The 17,023-nt window shown below is 40.0% G+C and carries 17 protein-coding genes; 14 read left to right on the plus strand and 3 right to left on the minus strand.

The features are described from left to right. Nucleotides 1–182 precede the first annotated feature (182 nt). From CC90_RS0102360 to CC90_RS0102390, 7 genes are all read left to right on the plus strand, one after another. Nucleotides 183–1,433, plus strand: a complete 1,251-nt coding sequence (locus CC90_RS0102360) for an MFS transporter (RefSeq protein ID WP_031389229.1) — start codon at nucleotides 183–185, stop codon at nucleotides 1,431–1,433. An 8-nt stretch (nucleotides 1,434–1,441) separates the two neighbouring features. Continuing rightward, entirely contained in the window at nucleotides 1,442–2,752 is a 1,311-nt protein-coding gene (locus CC90_RS0102365) for an alkaline phosphatase family protein (RefSeq protein ID WP_031389230.1), read from the plus strand. Between the two features lie 264 nt (nucleotides 2,753–3,016). Then, nucleotides 3,017–3,682: a TetR/AcrR family transcriptional regulator gene (locus CC90_RS0102370; RefSeq protein WP_031389231.1), complete on the plus strand. Its 666-nt coding sequence runs from the start codon at nucleotides 3,017–3,019 to the stop codon at nucleotides 3,680–3,682. Further along, nucleotides 3,675–4,418 carry an ABC transporter ATP-binding protein gene (locus tag CC90_RS0102375; protein ID WP_031389232.1) on the plus strand — a complete coding sequence of 248 codons (744 nt, stop codon included), beginning with the start codon at nucleotides 3,675–3,677 and terminating at the stop codon, nucleotides 4,416–4,418. The genes CC90_RS0102370 and CC90_RS0102375 overlap by 8 nt, the downstream gene beginning before the upstream one ends. Beyond that, a complete protein-coding gene (locus CC90_RS0102380) occupies nucleotides 4,402–5,112 on the plus strand; it encodes an ABC transporter permease (protein ID WP_031389233.1) in 711 nt (236 codons plus the stop codon). The genes CC90_RS0102375 and CC90_RS0102380 overlap by 17 nt, the downstream gene beginning before the upstream one ends. Then, nucleotides 5,113–5,334 (plus strand): hypothetical protein, encoded by a 222-nt coding sequence (locus tag CC90_RS0102385; RefSeq protein WP_031389234.1) that lies wholly within the window; start codon nucleotides 5,113–5,115, stop codon nucleotides 5,332–5,334. Nucleotides 5,335–5,483: 149 nt separating this feature from the next. Further along, nucleotides 5,484–6,608: an oxidoreductase gene (locus tag CC90_RS0102390; RefSeq protein WP_081905842.1), complete on the plus strand. Its 1,125-nt coding sequence runs from the start codon at nucleotides 5,484–5,486 to the stop codon at nucleotides 6,606–6,608. Here CC90_RS0102390 and CC90_RS23535 read toward each other — a convergent pair. Next, nucleotides 6,544–7,170, minus strand: coding sequence for a YczE/YyaS/YitT family protein (locus tag CC90_RS23535; RefSeq protein WP_081905843.1), 627 nt, complete (start codon nucleotides 7,168–7,170; stop codon nucleotides 6,544–6,546). The genes CC90_RS0102390 and CC90_RS23535 overlap by 65 nt on opposite strands. A gap of 83 nt (nucleotides 7,171–7,253) precedes the next feature. On the opposite strand from CC90_RS23535, the gene CC90_RS0102395 reads away from it, so the two are divergent. Further along, entirely contained in the window at nucleotides 7,254–7,886 is a 633-nt protein-coding gene (locus CC90_RS0102395; RefSeq protein ID WP_330373169.1) for a cyclic nucleotide-binding domain-containing protein, read from the plus strand. Between the two features lie 332 nt (nucleotides 7,887–8,218). Beyond that, nucleotides 8,219–8,392, plus strand: a complete 174-nt coding sequence (locus CC90_RS24330; RefSeq protein ID WP_165919322.1) for a hypothetical protein — start codon at nucleotides 8,219–8,221, stop codon at nucleotides 8,390–8,392. Nucleotides 8,393–8,446: 54 nt separating this feature from the next. Here the strand turns inward: CC90_RS24330 and CC90_RS0102410 are convergent, their stop codons facing one another. Further along, nucleotides 8,447–9,700 carry a diaminopimelate decarboxylase family protein gene (locus tag CC90_RS0102410; RefSeq protein WP_031389237.1) on the minus strand — a complete coding sequence of 418 codons (1,254 nt, stop codon included), beginning with the start codon at nucleotides 9,698–9,700 and terminating at the stop codon, nucleotides 8,447–8,449. Between the two features lie 126 nt (nucleotides 9,701–9,826). Here CC90_RS0102410 and CC90_RS0102415 point away from each other — a divergent pair, with 126 nt between their 5' ends. Next, nucleotides 9,827–11,155 (plus strand): aminotransferase-like domain-containing protein, encoded by a 1,329-nt coding sequence (locus CC90_RS0102415; RefSeq protein WP_031389238.1) that lies wholly within the window; start codon nucleotides 9,827–9,829, stop codon nucleotides 11,153–11,155. A 90-nt stretch (nucleotides 11,156–11,245) separates the two neighbouring features. On the opposite strand, the gene CC90_RS0102420 is transcribed toward CC90_RS0102415, so the two are convergent. After that, a complete protein-coding gene (locus tag CC90_RS0102420) occupies nucleotides 11,246–12,253 on the minus strand; it encodes a LacI family DNA-binding transcriptional regulator (RefSeq protein ID WP_031389239.1) in 1,008 nt (335 codons plus the stop codon). Between the two features lie 276 nt (nucleotides 12,254–12,529). On the opposite strand from CC90_RS0102420, the gene CC90_RS0102425 reads away from it, so the two are divergent. The 4 genes from CC90_RS0102425 to CC90_RS0102440 all read left to right on the plus strand — a co-directional run bounded on the left by CC90_RS0102425 (nucleotide 12,530) and on the right by CC90_RS0102440 (nucleotide 17,017). Continuing rightward, nucleotides 12,530–13,372, plus strand: a complete 843-nt coding sequence (locus CC90_RS0102425; protein WP_031389240.1) for a sugar phosphate isomerase/epimerase family protein — start codon at nucleotides 12,530–12,532, stop codon at nucleotides 13,370–13,372. 12 nt (nucleotides 13,373–13,384) lie between these two features. Further along, on the plus strand, nucleotides 13,385–14,491 hold the full coding sequence (locus tag CC90_RS0102430) for a sugar ABC transporter substrate-binding protein (RefSeq protein ID WP_242843229.1): 1,107 nt from the start codon (nucleotides 13,385–13,387) through the stop codon (nucleotides 14,489–14,491). Nucleotides 14,492–14,553: 62 nt separating this feature from the next. After that, entirely contained in the window at nucleotides 14,554–16,077 is a 1,524-nt protein-coding gene (locus CC90_RS0102435; RefSeq protein ID WP_051869244.1) for a sugar ABC transporter ATP-binding protein, read from the plus strand. Continuing rightward, nucleotides 16,061–17,017: an ABC transporter permease gene (locus tag CC90_RS0102440; RefSeq protein WP_031389243.1), complete on the plus strand. Its 957-nt coding sequence runs from the start codon at nucleotides 16,061–16,063 to the stop codon at nucleotides 17,015–17,017. Before CC90_RS0102435 ends, CC90_RS0102440 begins: the two co-directional genes overlap by 17 nt. The last annotated feature ends 6 nt before the right edge of the window (nucleotides 17,018–17,023 follow it).

Genomic DNA, 17,023 nt, shown 5'->3' on the forward strand with positions numbered 1-17,023 from the left:
TCGATTTGTAATATGGACATCTAAGAGGTAACAATGCTTAAGCCCGCAGCTTGAGCTTGAAAGCCGGGCGGTAACCCGTAAGGAAATTTTATGGCAGCTTATACACGTATGTTTTCGGGCTTGATATTGTCGGAGCAAAAGTTTTAACAATTTATGGTAAGCGGTAGAAGGAGAAGTGACTTATGAAGTTAAGCAGAGAAGAAAGAGCATGGATAATGGTCGATTGCGGCAATTCAGCATATTCCATGGCGGTTACAACTGCACTGCTGCCAATTATATTTGGCATGTTTGAAAATGTTAAAAGCAGTATGGATCTCGGATACTTTAATTCATTTGCGAGTATTCTGGTAGCCATTCTGAGCCCCATTTTAGGTACGATTGCCGATTACAAGGATAGGAAGAAACGTTTCTTTATATTCTTTACGTTTCTTGGTGTGTTTGCGACAGCCGGACTAGCATTTGTTTCTCCTTCAGGGGGACAATGGCGGATATTGATTCTCTTTTTTATTTTGTCAGCCATCGGGTTTGCAGGTTCCAATATCTTTTATGATGCATTTTTAGTGGATGTTGCGAGTAATGAAAGAATGGATAAGGTTTCGTCCCTTGGCTTTGCATTCGGATATATTTCCAGTATCGTTCCGTTTGGCATCAGTCTGGCATTGATATTCTTTATGGGAATGGATAAAGCGATCGGATATCAGCTCGGGTTTATTATTACGGCGCTTTGGTGGGGGCTTCTGACCATACCTATGCTAAGAGATGTGAAACAGAGACATTACATAGAACCGGAGCCTAAGCCGGTAGTTAACAGTTTTATGCGTTTGGCGGATACGTTTAAAAATATCAGGCAGCATAAAGTCGTAGTCATCTTCCTTCTTGCATATTTTTTCTATATCGATGGCGTGGATACAATTATTAAGATGGTGGTACCCTATGCTACTTCCATTTTAGGGGAGGGCGCGCTTGACACTTTCACTTTGCTCGGGATTCTGCTGATCATACAGGTGATTGCATTTCCCTGTGCGATTCTCTATGGTAATCTGGCAAAAAGGTTTTCAGCCAGGACGATGATTAGTGTCGGTATCATTACCTATATCATTTCTTGTGTTGCGGCATATTTTATATCTTCCTTATGGCATATTTTTATTCTGGGTGCCATGATCGGCTCTGCTCAGGGAGGGATTCAGGCACTCAGCAGGTCTTATTATGCAAAGATTATTCCTAAGAAAAAGTCGAATGAGTTCTTCGGATTTTATAATATATTCGGTAAATTTTCAGCTATTATAGGTCCTATGATAATGTCCCTGACAACAACGATTACCGGTAATGCAAGAGTGAGCATATTTGGGATTATTCCGCTGTTTATTATAGGATTTCTTATTTTTATTATGCTGCCAAAGGAACAGAAGTACAACTGCGAAATTATGGAGTGAAAAAGAAGATGGGTGCAGGGAAAGCAAAATATCTGGTGGTTATCTCCTATGATGCATTTTCGGAAGATAACTGGGAGAAGGCGAGCAGACTTCCGAATCTTTCTGAATTAATAAAAAACGGAGCGTGCAGCACAAAATTAAAAAGTGTTTATCCGACCCTTACTTATGTGGTACATACCACGATGGTAACGGGTGTCTATCCGGATAAGCATGGGATATATCATAATAACCCCTTCCAGCCATTTGTAGAGGAAAAGGAGCAGAGCTGGTTCTGGTTTAAGAAGGATGTCAAGGTACCTGCCATTTATGACGCTTTGAAAGAGAAGCGGATGAAATCGGCCGGAATCCTATGGCCTGTGACAGGCCGGGCTTCTATCCGTTATAATATACCGGAGATAAGAGCCATCAAAAAAGAAAATCAGGCCCTTAAGATTCTAAAAAATGGAAGTCCCCTCTTTAGCATAAGAATGGAGAAAAAATTCGGAACATTAAGACGGGGAATTGAACAACCTTATCTGGATAATTTTACAACGATGTGCGCAGTGGATACCATTAAAAGAAAAAAGCCTAATCTTCTTCTGGTACACTTGATTGACTTAGACGATGCAAAGCATGAATATGGCACGGATAGTCCGGAAATTGAGAGAGTACTTACTCGTATGGACAAGCGGCTTGGCGATATTATAGAGGCAGCAGAGAAAGCAGGAATCAAAGAGGACACGGTTTTTCTGGTCTTAGGTGATCATGGGCAGATCAATGTCAGATACAAGGTGAAATTGAATCAGTTATTGAAAGAAGAAGGGCTTATTTATGAAGAAAAAGGTGAGATGAAATGGAGAGCCTATATACAGAGTGCCGGCGGGGCGGCGTATCTGCATTTAAAGGAAAATGATGAAGAAGCAAGGCGGAAGGCCCTGAATATTCTTAACAAGGCCATAGCGGAGGAACGCTATGGAATAGAGCGGCTGTATACGAGAAAGGAGTTGGATGATCTACACGTAGCTTCTTTTGTGCCATACATGCTGGAAGCTAAGACGGGTTATTGCTTCGAAGACAGTCTGGATGGCGAAGTTGTCACCAATCTGGAAGAAAAAGGAATGAAGTATGCGACCCATGGGTATTTCCCTGACCGGGAAGGCTATCAATGCAACTTAGTGATATCGGGAGATTGTATAAAAAAAGGATATTCCTTAGGAGAAATCAGGATGGCGGATATAGCGCCTACTATGGCAAGTATTCTGGGAATTGATTTTCACGCTTGTGATGGCCGCCCGTTGAATGAGATTTTTGATCATTGCCTGGGGGTAATAGATTGTTAAAATGGACATAGCGATCGCCTGCACTTGTATTTTGCAAGCCTTTTACGGATCGCCGCGGGGGAATGATTGTTTTTTGACAAAAGATTAAGGCGTAGAACAGCTGTGATTTGACCACATTATTGATGGCATGAGAGTAAAAACTTTCATGCCTTTTTTTATAGAAAATATTTCTATTGCTGAAAAAAGAAGTAGACAATAGGAGGGATGAAGTGTATACTGAATAAAAACCAACCGGTCGGTTTTTATTGGAAAGGGGTGTGTGGTATGACAAAAAAATACAACTCACAGGCGACTATTGAAAACATATTGTCTGTTTCGGCAAAGCTATTTTTAGAAAGAGGATTTGATAAAACAAGTATGCAGAATATTGCTGAAACTGCCGGAATATCAAAAGGTGCAATTTATCATCATTTTCAGTCTAAAGACGAGATTATCAAAGCTGTTACTGATAAGCAGGCACAAGCCGTTGAGGCGGCAATGGATATCTGGTTAAGGGAGACTGACTCTTTCAACGGAAAGGAAAAACTACAAGCCATACTGGAAAAGAACCTTGACAGCCAAAATGCCCATTACTTAGATGATTTAATGAGTGCTCGCATGAAAAGTGCAGAATTTGTCTTAACCTATATGCAGGACTGTGTAAACAAGGATGCTTTCTTTATTTCTGAAATAATTAAACAAGGTGTAGCAGATGGTTCACTTATTACCGAATTTCCCGATGAATGTGCAGAAGTTTTTTTATTGTTAATGAACATATGGTGTGATCCTGCTGTATTTAACTGTGATAGTGAGAAATTATCGCAGCGTCTGGGGCTTTTACAACACATGATGAAGTCCATCGGAATAGATGTTCTAAGCGACAAGCTTCTCCAGGGAACATTGGAATTATTGCAAAAAATATACCTAAGGGAGAATAAAATCGGTGAATAAAAATTTAGTTGTAGAAACAGATAACCTTACAAAAACTTTTCTTGGGAAAGAGGTTATTAAAGGGTGTAATATGCATGTGGAAACAGGTATGATTTATGGATTTTTAGGGGCAAACGGAGCCGGAAAAACGACGGTTTTCAAAATGCTGTCGGGGCTGCTTACACCAACAATGGGCAAAGCGCGAATCTTAGGAATGGACATTATATCACAACGCGGCGGCATTTTGTCAGAGATCGGCACCATAATTGAAACACCTATATTTTATGAACATCTGTCAGCAACAGAAAATTTAGAAATACACCTTGCCTATATGGGTAAGGATAACAGCGATATAGTATCTGCTTTAGCAAAGGTTGGATTGAATGATACAGGTTCTCAGCCTGTTTCAACCTTTTCTTTGGGGATGAGACAGCGATTGGCTATTGCAAGGGCTATTATTCATAAGCCTAAACTATTAATTTTGGATGAACCTATTAACGGCCTTGACCCAATAGGAATAAGAGAAATGCGTGATTTCTTTATAGAACTCGTAAAAACACAGGGTGTAACTATATTAATTTCCAGTCACATTTTGTCGGAGATTGAGCACCTTGCGGATATCATTGGAGTAATCGTGAATGGGACAATAGTAAGTGAGGTTTCAATGACAAAAGTAAAGGCTGAATACCCCTCCGGTCTTGAAGCTTATTTCATGGATATAATGAACGGGAGGAGAGGACATGAGAACACTAATTAAATTAGAATTGAGAAGAAATAAAATCCAAACCTATGTAACTGCCAGCCTTATCATCACGATAACCATGTTGTGTTTTTTATATCTTTTCGCATATGCCCCTATGTTAGAACCGAACGATAAGGATATGGCAATCTTTTCGGGTTATGACAATCTTATTCCTTTGTTTGAAGCATTAAATATGGCGGTATTTTGCGTATTATCGGCTGTTATGTATTCAAAAATTATTATTGAGGACTATTCAGGCAAACGTCCGGTTTTACTGTTTTCATATCCGGTAAGCAGAAAAAAGATCATGCTGGCGAAGCTTAGTGTTGTATGTGTATTTACAACCCTTTCGATGTTCCTCAGTAACATTATTGTTTTTTTGATATTCGGCATAACTGAAAAATTTATACATCTCGTGAGTGGAAAATTTACGCTTTCTATTATGTTGCAAGTTGTTGAGACCACGTTGCTTATGTTATTAATTACCGCAGGTGCAGGTATTGCTGCCGCAGGAATAGGGTTCATTAAAAAATCCGTTCCGACTACCATCGTTTCAGCGGTGCTTATCGCTTCATTGTTGTGTAATGTTGTTGCTAACACAACTTGTAGCAGGATGGCTATGTATATATTCGCAATGGTAATGCTGTTTATTGGAATGGCATTCACAATAATTTTAATAAAAAGTGTAGATGCTATGGAGGTTGAATAAATGGAACGGACAATAGAAAGAGAAATAGATAATGGACTTGAAAGTATATCGTCGCAATTATATATTTTTAGTGTAGGGTTGGGTATTGCACTTGTAATTTTGGGAATTATTCTTTTTTTCACTAATAGAGTTTCGAAAGAAAAGAAGGGGATATCAAACAGCGGGCTGATTTGCTTTATAGTTGGTATTGTTGCTATTGTGAGTGGACTTGTGCAAATATAATCGGTGCTTAATACAAAGGTATAACACAATAAGCGGCTTTTGAGACTGCATTTCTTTACTATCTTACTGAAAAAGGTTAATATATTTTATGTCTTCTGCGTTTTATATACTAATATTATTATAATAAACAATTATATGGAGGTATATTTATGAATCATCTTTTTACACCCGTAAGAATAAAAAATATTACCGTAAAAAACAGAATTGCGGTTCCGCCAATGGTAGTTTTTACATGGGCGGATGATACAGGGCGTGCGACGCAGAAACATGTTGAGCATTACGAAGCCATAGCAAAAGGAGGTGCCGGACTCATTATCCAGGAAGCAACCTGCGTCAATAAAAACGGCCGCTTAGCGGATACACAGCTTGGCATTTGGGAAGATGGGCAGATGGAAGGACTCAAAAAGATAACGGAAGCGGTGCACCGCCATGAGACACCGATTCTGGTTCAAATACATCATGCAGGTGTTGTCGGCTTTGCAGAGAAAGTGGTTTGCCCAGGCGATTATGAATACATGGTAAAGGGACAGCTTAAAAAAGTCCATAAATTAACAATTGAAGAGTTACATGCAATACAACAGGATTTTGTTACAGCGGCAAGACGAGCGTCTCTGGCCGGATACGATGGGGTAGAGCTTCATGCATGCCATAGCTACCTCATTTCTCAGTTCCTAAATCGTGGAGTCAACCATCGTGATGATAGGTACGGACAGGAACCGGAGCTTTTTGCACTGGAAATCATCCGTGAGATCCGCCGGCAGACGCCACCGGATTTTATCATCGGCATAAGGCTGGGCGGGTTTGAACCGGCATTGGAAGATGGAATTGCATTTGCCCGCATATTTGAAGAAAGCGGAGTTGATTTTTTAGACGTTTCTTATGGATTTGTGCAGGAGACAACTCCTGTTGTACCAAAAGACTATCCATTTAAGGATATCATTTACGCCGCACAAAAGATGAAAGAAGCGGTTTCCATTCCGGTATTCGCGGTTAACGGCATCAATAATCCTGAACTGGCAGATAAAATTCTGGAGCAGACCAATGTTGATATGGTGGATATAGGACGTGGCACATTGGTGAATTATAACTGGGCAAATGATGCGAAAGAGGGCCGGGATGTTGGAACCTGCCTTTATTGTAAAACCTGCATGTGGCGTGTCGATCCGATGAAATGTCCCGGAAAACAGAAGCATCAGCGCAATCATCCTTCTATGAACGCCTTTTATGAAAATAATATGAAAAGCCCATTAAGCGGGAAAGTAGTAAAAAACTGATGACGGTCCCCTCTCTTATATGGAGTTGATGGTGGGTCATTAAAGTAAGTATCAAAGTACTTATCATAAAGAAGACATCAAATCCCATTCGAGTTGTCGTCAGGGTGTATCTAAGCTTTTGACCCAATACAATACATAAGCTTTCAAGCGGGAACTGAATGATTTCCATAGCCAGGATTGCGCCTAAACTAATAGAAGCTAAAATAAGACCCAGCATAAATGTCAACACTTTTAAAAAATATGATTGTATTATCAAATGATTAAAGATAAAGTAGACAAATAGATTAACAATATAGCCATTTGCTAGGGTTGCCGCGATTTGAATAATGTCGAGACGGTTTATGCAGGATTTTCTAAAAATAAGATAGAGAATAAAAAACATCATATTTAATAAGTTAAGTACGGTTCCGATCTCTAAATTAAATAATTCCGCCAAAGTCAAAGCAAAAGCATTAAGCATACTTTGACCGACTCCGGCCTTGATTTGCAGAGAAACGCCTAAGCCAAACATCAGAAATGTGAATACTGAGTATAAAAATTTTTTCATATTTTGTAAGAGCATTTTTCACCTCGTATAATGTATTTTCTGCTTTCTGAATAAATGTTACGATAAAAAAAGAGAATTCGATATGAGAAATATCATATATGGGAGAAAAAGAAGTGATTTTTGACAATGATATAACCTCGATTATATTTAAATATGGGACGAAAAGGACTTTTGCCAAAGATAGTAATATTTATAAAGTAAACAGCGGCATAACACGTTGCTATTTCCTTTTATCGGGCAGCGTTAAAATTTATATCGACCATAAAAACGGCAGGCGCTCAATCCTTGACCTTGTTGGAAGTAATGGCTGGCTGGGTGAGCTTTCCTTGTTCTGTAACGAATCGGATATAAAAGAAAATAAGGTTCTTCACGATGTCGAATGTTTGGAATTTGATATGGATGAATTACGAAAATTATGCGAAGAAAATGCAAAAGTTTCATTTTATTTTGCATCGTATATTGCAGAAAAATTATTAGCAAGAAGTTATAGAATGAGCGAGAGTCTGAATTATCCATTGGAAATCAGACTTGCTTCATTCATTCTTTTGCATCAGCAGAAGGGCGTATATAATATTCCCCACACCGATATTTCCGAATATATGAATGTCAGCTACCGCCATGTGCTGTACGTCATCAAGAAATTATGTGAGCAGGGAATACTTACAAAAGAAAAGGGAAAAGGATATATTATTTCTGATATGGAAAAACTGGAGCAGCTGCAGGATAAATAAAAGGACTGCAGGGAAGGCTATCAATGCAACTTGGTAATATCGGGAGATTGTATAAAAAAAGGATATTCTTTAGGAGACATCCGGATGACGGACATAGCGCCTACTATGGCGAGTATTCTGGGAGTTGATTTTCACACGTGTGATGGCCGTCCCTTGAATGAAATCTTTCATTCTTCCCTGAAGTAACAAATTATAAAAGTTGAACATGGCGGTTGCCGATAGGAATGTCGGCTGCCGCCATATAAATACAATTTTGAGGCCGCTAAGTATAAAACCACGCTTTTTGCAAATCATAATGGTATATAAAATTGTTATGTAAGGATGGTGAATTTATGGCTAAAGCGGGTATGAGAAGACCTGACCCAAGACAACCCCATGGAACAGAAAGCAACAAAAAAATGCAAATAACAAAGAACGAAGAGGAACCTGTTCCGGAGATTCAAGGTAAAGCAAAGGCAGGGCATAATAAGGCAAGTAATTTGCACGATAATAATCGAAGCAAATAAAAGCAAGCCGGATGGGTAAAGCCATGAAAGCATGACCATCGAGTTTGGGGAATGCTATTCATACTTTATCGGAAAATCCAGGGTCGAAAAATAATCCGCAGGCGATTCCGGCCGCCGTATCTGACGTACGGAGCCATCCTGGCAGAGCAGCAATTCGGCAGGCCGTAACTTGCCGTTAAAGTTATTTGCATGAGAATAGGAATAGGCTCCTGCGTCATGAAATATTAAAATATCTCCGGTTTCCACGTAAGGCAGACTTCTGTCTGTTGCAAAGCGATCTCTGTTTTCACATAAAGACCCCGTAATATCGTAAGTGTAATTACATGGTTCCTTTTCCTTGCCGGCAACGGTTATATGGTGATGATCGGTATATCTGGAAGGACTCATAAAGCTGTTGGTGGAAGCATCTAAGCCAAGGAAAGTTTTGCAGCTTTCTTTGATATGGAGAACCGAAGATACAAAATAACCATAAGGGCCGGTCATGAAAAGACCGAACTCGATATATAAGGGGAGAGGGGCCAGCCCGGCCGGTTTCAAAATATCCTCATAGGCTTTTTGGATGGCATGGCTCACGGCTTCAATATCCGCACCGGCGGCATTGTCTTTATAGGGGATTCCTAAGCCTCCGGCCAGATTAATAAATTCAAATTTTATACCGGTCTTTTGATAGATATCTACAACCTTTTCAAACAATGAACGGGCATTTTCTTCGAAATAATCTGTTTCGGTTCTGTGACAGCCAAACTGGCTGTGTAAACCGAAGCGTCTGATTCCTTTCTTTTTTAAATAAGCAATACCTTCTGTAAACTGTTCCTTTGAAAATCCGAACTTGTAATTATTGTAATCCAGTATTGTTTTGCCGCCGTATTCGATTACCCCGCCGGGATTTAAGCGAAAGCAGATAAGGTTTGAAATATTCCCATGCTTTTGCAGATAATCAATGTGGGAAAAATCATCCAGATTAACAATTGCTTCCAGACTGTTTGCTTTTTTGAATTCTGCGGCTGAAGTCACATTAGAGGTAAACATGATTTCTTCGCCATGAAACGAACAGGAATCGGCTAGAATTAATTCTGTTTCGGAAGAACAGTCCACGCCGCAGCCCTCTTCTTTGAATATTTGCAATAGGAAAGGATTTGGTGCGGATTTCACAGCAAAATACTCGCGGAAGCCTGCGTTCCAGGAAAAGGCTTTATATAGACGATGTATATTTTGGCGAATCGCTTCTTCGTCATAGAGATAAAAGGGTGTGGGATACTCGGTGATAAGGTCCTTTAAATCTTTGAAATCCAAGGGAAAAGTTTTCATGGTATATATTCTCCTTCTCTGCTCTGTGATATGATTATAGTAATCTTATCCGAGCCGGATAGAAAAAACAAGAATTTCAAAAGCCATCTGTACCGGTACAGATAACGCCCGAAAGGAGAGGGAAGCATGTACAAATATGCCCAAATAGCCGATTCCATCAAGGAGAGAATATACAGAGGTGACTTAAAGCCGGGTGAAAAGCTGCCTTCCATTCAAGCCTATGTCAGGGCATCCGGGTATAATCCGGATACCGTTCTAAAAGCTTACAAACTTTTGGAAGAAGAGCATCTGATATATTCAGCACCCAAAAGTGGTTTTTATGTAGTAAAATCCATGGGCAGGCTTTCAAACCCCAAGAATGAGATCGACCTGATTACGGTCAGGCCTCCGGATGCTATCAACCCTTATAAAGACTTTTATCATTGTATGGAAAAATCTATTTCCATTTATCAGAATAAGCTTATGGAATATGCCCCGCCTCAGGGAATGCAGGAATTAAGGGAGGCTTTGGCTAAGCACTTGATAAACTTCCATATCTTTACAAGGCAGCAGGATATTTTCATTACCAACGGTGCCCAGCAGGCATTATATATTCTGGCGGCCATGTCCTTTCCCGGGAACGGTACGAAAGTCATTGTGGAGCAGCCGACTTATGCGGTCATGCTTCAAGTACTCCGCTGCAATAAAATACCTGTCATAGGCATAAGAAGGACAAAGGATGGGATTGATTTAACGGAATTGGAAGCACTTTTTAAAGCAGGCGCTGTTAAGTTCTTCTATATTATGCCAAGATTCCAAAATCCGACAGGGTTTAGCTGCCATGAGAAACAGAAACAGGAAATCATAAGGCTGGCTGATCAGTATGGTGTATATATAGTGGAAGACGATTATCTGGCAGATTTAGAACTGGAGGAAAAGGCGGATTCCCTTTATGCAATGGGCGGGAAGGAACGGGTTATTTATATCCGCAGTTTTTCCAAAACTTTATTGCCGGGGCTGCGCCTTGGGATGGCAATTTTGCCGGAACCTTTGAAAAAGGAGTTTATGAATTATAAGCACAGCATGGATATAAATACTCCGGTCCTGACGCAAGGTGCCCTGGAAATATATTTGAAAAGCCGTATGTATAAATCACATGTGCTAAGAACGAAAAAGTTCTATAAGAATAAGATGGAAGTCTTAAGACGGGCATGCGAGCTCTTTTTTCCAAGTGATGTCAAATACCATATTCCCTCTACAGGTATTTATGCCTTTATAGAAACGGAGATAGGTGTTACGGAGAAGGTGGTGAACAGTCTGGCAAAATGCAATGTTAAGATAAATAGTATAAAAGACTGTTACATGGACGAATTTACCGCTTCAGAAGGACTGCGTCTGTGTGTATGCAACTGTGAGGATGAGGATTTAGTAAAAACGGTAAAATTGATGAGAGATGAAATAACAAAATATAAGTGATAAAAATGGAGACTACGAAACAACAAAGCCTTCACGGTTTGTAAGGAAAATGCAGCCGTGAAGGCAGGGAAACGTATCGGGGACCAATCTTTATAGTTTTGTAGAACTTCGTACAACCAGCTCTGTATGCAGGATTACTTGCTTATCCGGTACATGTGGGTTCAGTATTTTTTCGATTAGGAGTTCACAAGCTTGAAAGCCGATATCAAAACAGGGCTGTTCGATTGTCGTTAAGGGCGGATTGCACATCAAGGACAAGTCGATATTGTCGAAACCGATAATGGACAAGTCTTCAGGCACCTTTATACCCAGTTCGTTGGCAGCGCGGATTGCGCTGACTGCGAAATAGTCGGATGTACAAAACAAAGCATCCGGTCTGTTGGAAAGGCTTAAAATATGCCTTGCATGTGAAATCGCAGAATTGAAATTAATTGAAGAAATATGGGCAGTCCATTCGGGATTCATTTCCAGGCCGGCATTTTCTAAGGCCAGCCGATAACCCTTCTCGCGATGTCTCGCGTATTTGAATTTCATATTGCAATTTAAAAACCCGATTTTCCTGCATCCTATAGAAATTAAATAGTTCACCGCTTTCTGCGCAGCAGCCACGTCATCGATGCTCACATAAGATACGCCGTAAGTTTCGGAATATTCCGAGCACATTACAACAGGGCAGCGGAAGCTCAGCTCTTCCAATAACTTATTGTTGGGAGCGGAGGATAAAATGAGCATACCCGCCAAAGAATTATTTTTTAGAATGTTTAAATAATCATCACTTTCGGTATAATAATCTTTAGATTGCAGCAACAGTACATCATAGCCATTGTCGTGTGCTGCTTTTTGGACACCGTCAATGACAAGTGAATTAAAAGGGTTGTTAAAGTCAGGAACACACATGAGAATAACCCTGCTTTTTGAATTATTAAGGCTGGATGGAGCTTTGGGCTTAAATTGCAGTTCTTCCATTATAGAAATTACTTTTTCTCTGGTAGCTGGTTTTACAGTATCTTTATTGTTCAAAATTCTTGAGACAGTTGCAATGGAAACATTGGCTTTCTGTGCGATTTCTTCTATTGTTATTTTTGAATTTTGCGTCATAACAAATCCCCCATTTAAATTTTTATACTTTACTTAGTATAGCGAATAGGAAGTGAAATGTAAATAAAAATGTAAAAAATAATGTAAAAAATAATTCTTACATTACTTTAAAAAATGGAAAAGAAATAATATACAAAAATTTGAAAAGTTATTTATTTATAATTACTAAAAATTTTAAAAAACTAAATACACATTTGACAATTATAACAAAATAGAATATTATGAGAATGTAAATTTACAGAAATAAAATATTTTTACAGTAAAACGAGGTGTGCTATGAAATATGGAATAAGTTCGTATGTATGGGTTTCTCCTTTTTCCAGTTATACATTAGATCAATTGCAGCATGCGAAACATATGGGATTCGATATTTATGAAATCGGGGTCGAGAGTCCGGAAGTCATTGACATTGAATTGGTGAAGGAAGAAGCGGATAAGATAGGAATTGCGGTGCACATTTGCGGCGCCTTCGGCCAAAGACGAGACATAGGCTCTGATGTAAAAGAGTACAGAGAAGAAGGTATGCAGTATATAAAGACTCTGATCGATATGGCGGAGGTGACCGGTTCGCCTTATGTGGCAGGCCCTATGTATGCAGCAACGGGAAAGACCGGGGTAACAGGCGCCGGAGAACGTAAAAGGCAAAGAGAATATGTGCTTGAAAATATGAAATATATTGCAGAGTATGCCGCTTCCAAAAATGTAAAACTTGCACTTGAACCGTTAAACCGGTTTGAAACGGACTTTATGAATACGGTTTATCAGGGCCTTATGTTTATGGATGATTTGAAGCAGGACAATGTAGGATTTTTATTGGATACTTTTCATATGAACATTGAAGAAAAAGATATCCCTTCGGCAATACGGCTGGCAGGGAATAAGCTGTATGATTTTCATGCCTGTGCAAATGACAGAGGAACACCGGGAGAAGATCATTTCAACTGGCTGGAAATCAAAAAGGCGCTTGCAGATATTAATTATGATGGCTCTGTCGTAATTGAATCATTCACAACCGACATAAAAGAAATTGCAAGAGCAGTTTCTTTATGGAGACCGCTGGCCAAGGATCAGGATACTTTGGCGAGAGAAGGTCTGAAATTTTTAAAAAACACATTATAAGGAGAGAGAAGTATGAAAAAGAAAATGTACAAGAGAGTAGTGGCTTTACTGTGTGCATCCGTTATGGTCCTCAGTCTTACCGCATGTCAGAAGACTGAAAATACGGATAAGGCAGCGGATAACCAGCAGGCAGTAGAAACGAAAGAAGAAACGGGTAATAGTGAGCCTCAGACAGAAGAAAGCGGTGCAGGGGATAAGAAAGTATATGGTTATATTACGCCCGGCCCTGATACATGGTATCAGAGAAACGTAGAAGGTTTCCAGATGGGAGCAGAAAAAGCGGGTTATGACGTAGTGGTACTTAACTCGGATTACGATGCGAGCAAAGAAGTTGCCAATATCGACGCAATGATAAATCAGGGAGTTGATGGTGTTTGTATTTTCTCCTTTAATGAAAATGGAGCGAAAATTGCTGCAGAAAAATTTGCAGAGGCTGGAATTCCGGTAGTGGCTACAGACTCTTGTGCTACGGCGCTGGATGCGAAACAGGATATAGTTGCTGCAATTGATTTTGACTGGGTAGAAATGGGAAATAATTATGCGCAATGGATGGCAGATAATCATGCAGGTGAAAATTATGTTATTATTACCGGTAATTTCGAATCGGTACCTTGCCAGATGATAAATGAAGCAATGACTGCAAAATCCGAAGAATTGGGACAGAATGAGTGCATCGACATAAGAGAGGGCAAGTACGATCCCAGTGAAGCAGTAAATGTTGCACAGGATTTGATCGCTTCCGGCAAGGAATTCTCCATTATATATGTAATGAACGAAGATATGGCTGCGGCTGTTGTTCAAATGCTGGAAAACAATAATCTGCTGGATCAGTACACAGTAATCGCTCAGAACGGTTCTCCTGCCGGTCTTCCTCTTATTCAAAACGGTAAATTGAGCTATACGATTTCTTCTTCTCCCGGCTGGGAAGGGCTGGTATCTTTCCTTGTGCTGGACCAATATGTAACCGGCGGCAGCACAGCGGTGGAACAAGCAGTTATGCTGCCTATCATGCCTGTTGATCAAGAAAATATCGATGATGAATCGAAGGTAGTGCCATGGGAAGTCAATGATATTTATTGGGATTTGACCAATGAGTATTTCCCGGAATTAATGAAGTAATTAATGTGGTTAAGGAAAGGCAGTCATTGACTGCTTTTCCTTTATAAAGGAGATAAGATACATTGAAAAAAATACTCGAATTAAAGGGAATTAATAAATCATTTTCGGGCATACAGGTATTGCATGATGTCAGCTTGTCTTTATTGGCGGGAGAAGTGCTTTGCCTTGTAGGAGAAAACGGTGCCGGAAAGTCTACATTGATTAAAATTTTATCGGGTGCTGAGAAACCGGATAGTGGAGAAATCGTGTTATTTGATAAGCATTATGACAAGATGCAGCCGTCGGAGGCGATTAAGCTTGGAGTAGCAACGATTTATCAGGATGTGGATCTGGTAGATACGCTGACTGTTTCCGATAATATTTTTCAGGGTTCAGAAATTAAATTCGGAGGAATTTTCATTAACCGGAAGGAGCAGGAGAAGATTACGGGGCAACTGCTTGACCGCCTTAAGATTAGAATCAGCCCCGATACTCTGGTGGAAGATTTGTCTCCCGGACAGAAACAAAACTTACAGATTGCGAAAGCGCTGTATAAAGAAGCAAAAGTTATTATTATGGATGAGCCCACTGCGTCGCTGGGCGAAGAGGAAACGGCATCGTTGATGCAGCTTATCGGTCAATTGAAAAAGGACGGAATTGGAATTATTTATATTTCACATTATTTTGAGGAAATATATAGAGTGGGAGATCGTGCCCTCGTGCTGAAAGACGGGCATAGTATATGTGAACGCGTGCTAAAAGAAACAACACAGGAACAGCTGATAAAGGATATGGTCGGCAGAGATGCGTCAAACTTCTATCAAAAGGGGAATTTTGATAAGGGAGACAATGCCTTGGAGATAAAAAGTTACAGTGGGAACGGTCTGGTGAAAAATGTGAGCTTTTCGGTATCGAGAGGCGAAATATTCGGTTTAGGCGGTCTGGTGGGAGCAGGGCGGACTGAGTTAGTCAGAATGTTATTCGGTGCTGACAGACAGGAGTCGGGGAAGCTTTATCTGGATGGGAAGGAAATAACGCCTGCAAACCCTAAAAATGCAATTGAAAAAGGAATATGTTATGTTTCGGAAGACAGAAAAGGCGAAGGCCTTTTTTTGGAGCGTTCTGTAAAAGAAAATATTTCTATTACTAGAAATGAAAACAAGTTCTTTTTGAGCTTGAAAGAAGAATCAAAGCTTGTCGGGAATCAAATTGGACAATTGGATATTAAGGTTTTCAATCAACAACATGAGGTAGGAAAACTCAGCGGCGGAAATCAGCAAAAGGTAGTAATTTCCAGATGGATTTCCATGCAGGGGGATATATACATTTTTGATGAACCGTCCAAGGGCGTGGATGTAGGAGCCAGAGAGGAAATATACCGCCTTATGGAGGGACTGGCAAGGCAGGGTAAAATTATTATTATGGTCTCTTCTAATATGCCGGAGCTACTGTCTATGAGCGATCGGATCGGTGTAATGAAGGACGGAGAACTGACACATATTTTTAAGGCGGGAGAAGTGACTGAGGACAAGCTTTTAAAGGCCTATATGGGAGTAGAGGAAACGGGCGAACGGGAAAAGGAGACAGACAATGAATATAAAGATTAAACAAACATTACTCAGGTCGCAATGGCTGATTCTTTTAATGGTTATTTTACTGATTTCTGCAATAACGGCAATTATAAATCCCAGGTTTTTGATGGTGAACAATATTATGAATATCTTTGAGCAGATTGCTGTTTTGGGGCTGGTGGCAGCCGGGGCATCTATTATCATAATTTCGGGGAACTTTGATATTTCTGTAGGTGCCATTCTTGGACTCACTTGTTGTATTACGGCAATTTTAATCAACGAAGGAGTGAACGGAATTGCTGCGTCGGCAGCAGGTATCCTGGTGAGCATGCTGTGTACTTTATTAAACGGAATACTAGCAATACTGTTTAAGGCACCGTCCTTTATCATTTCATTGGCAACTACGAGTGTCTATACCGGTGCTGCACTTTTCATAACAAAAGGTGTGATTCGTACCGTATATGGAGAATTCGACTTTTTAAGCAAAACAAAGGTTTTAAGTATAATACCGTTGATATTTGTAATCAGTCTGATCGGTTATGTCATTGTACATATCATTTTAAAATATACACAAATCGGCAGAAGGCTGTTTGCCATTGGCTGTAATGAGAAATCCGCGTTTCTTGCGGGAATACGTGTTACTGGAAATAAATTGATATTTTTCGTGCTGAATGGTTTTTTCGTGGGTGTAGCTGCCGTTCTTTTGCTTTCAAGGGTCGGTTCAGCCCTCCCGTCATCGGGCGCGGGCATGGAACTGCAGGCTATGGGAGCAGTGGTAATAGGCGGGGTTCCCATCAGCGGCGGCAAAGGAAATATTATAGGTACATTTTTTGGCGTATTGCTTATGGGCTTAATATCCAATGTTCTTAATATTTTGGGAGTTAATCCGTATCTTCAAGAAATTGCTTCCGGAGCTATTATAATCATTGCTCTTGGTATCAGTGCGTTAAGGGTAAATTTACTGAATAAAAACTAAAGGAGG

Source organism: Kineothrix alysoides, assembly GCF_000732725.1.
In the GTDB taxonomy this organism is placed as follows: Bacteria; Bacillota; Clostridia; order Lachnospirales; family Lachnospiraceae; genus Kineothrix; species Kineothrix alysoides.

What these genes read in the sequence shown, in the direction of transcription:
- CC90_RS0102360 (WP_031389229.1), top strand. Translation starts at nt 183, where the DNA reads ATGAAGTTAAGCAGAGAAGAAAGAGCATGGATAATGGTCGATTGCGGC.
- CC90_RS0102365 (WP_031389230.1), top strand. Translation starts at nt 1,442, where the DNA reads ATGGGTGCAGGGAAAGCAAAATATCTGGTGGTTATCTCCTATGATGCA.
- CC90_RS0102370 (WP_031389231.1), top strand. Translation starts at nt 3,017, where the DNA reads ATGACAAAAAAATACAACTCACAGGCGACTATTGAAAACATATTGTCT.
- CC90_RS0102380 (WP_031389233.1), top strand. Translation starts at nt 4,402, where the DNA reads ATGAGAACACTAATTAAATTAGAATTGAGAAGAAATAAAATCCAAACC.
- CC90_RS0102385 (WP_031389234.1), top strand. Translation starts at nt 5,113, where the DNA reads ATGGAACGGACAATAGAAAGAGAAATAGATAATGGACTTGAAAGTATA.
- CC90_RS0102390 (WP_081905842.1), top strand. Translation starts at nt 5,484, where the DNA reads ATGAATCATCTTTTTACACCCGTAAGAATAAAAAATATTACCGTAAAA.
- CC90_RS23535 (WP_081905843.1), bottom strand. Translation starts at nt 7,170, where the DNA reads ATGCTCTTACAAAATATGAAAAAATTTTTATACTCAGTATTCACATTT.
- CC90_RS0102395 (WP_330373169.1), top strand. Translation starts at nt 7,254, where the DNA reads ATGGGAGAAAAAGAAGTGATTTTTGACAATGATATAACCTCGATTATA.
- CC90_RS24330 (WP_165919322.1), top strand. Translation starts at nt 8,219, where the DNA reads ATGGCTAAAGCGGGTATGAGAAGACCTGACCCAAGACAACCCCATGGA.
- CC90_RS0102410 (WP_031389237.1), bottom strand. Translation starts at nt 9,700, where the DNA reads ATGAAAACTTTTCCCTTGGATTTCAAAGATTTAAAGGACCTTATCACC.
- CC90_RS0102415 (WP_031389238.1), top strand. Translation starts at nt 9,827, where the DNA reads ATGTACAAATATGCCCAAATAGCCGATTCCATCAAGGAGAGAATATAC.
- CC90_RS0102420 (WP_031389239.1), bottom strand. Translation starts at nt 12,253, where the DNA reads ATGACGCAAAATTCAAAAATAACAATAGAAGAAATCGCACAGAAAGCC.
- CC90_RS0102425 (WP_031389240.1), top strand. Translation starts at nt 12,530, where the DNA reads ATGAAATATGGAATAAGTTCGTATGTATGGGTTTCTCCTTTTTCCAGT.
- CC90_RS0102430 (WP_242843229.1), top strand. Translation starts at nt 13,385, where the DNA reads ATGAAAAAGAAAATGTACAAGAGAGTAGTGGCTTTACTGTGTGCATCC.
- CC90_RS0102440 (WP_031389243.1), top strand. Translation starts at nt 16,061, where the DNA reads ATGAATATAAAGATTAAACAAACATTACTCAGGTCGCAATGGCTGATT.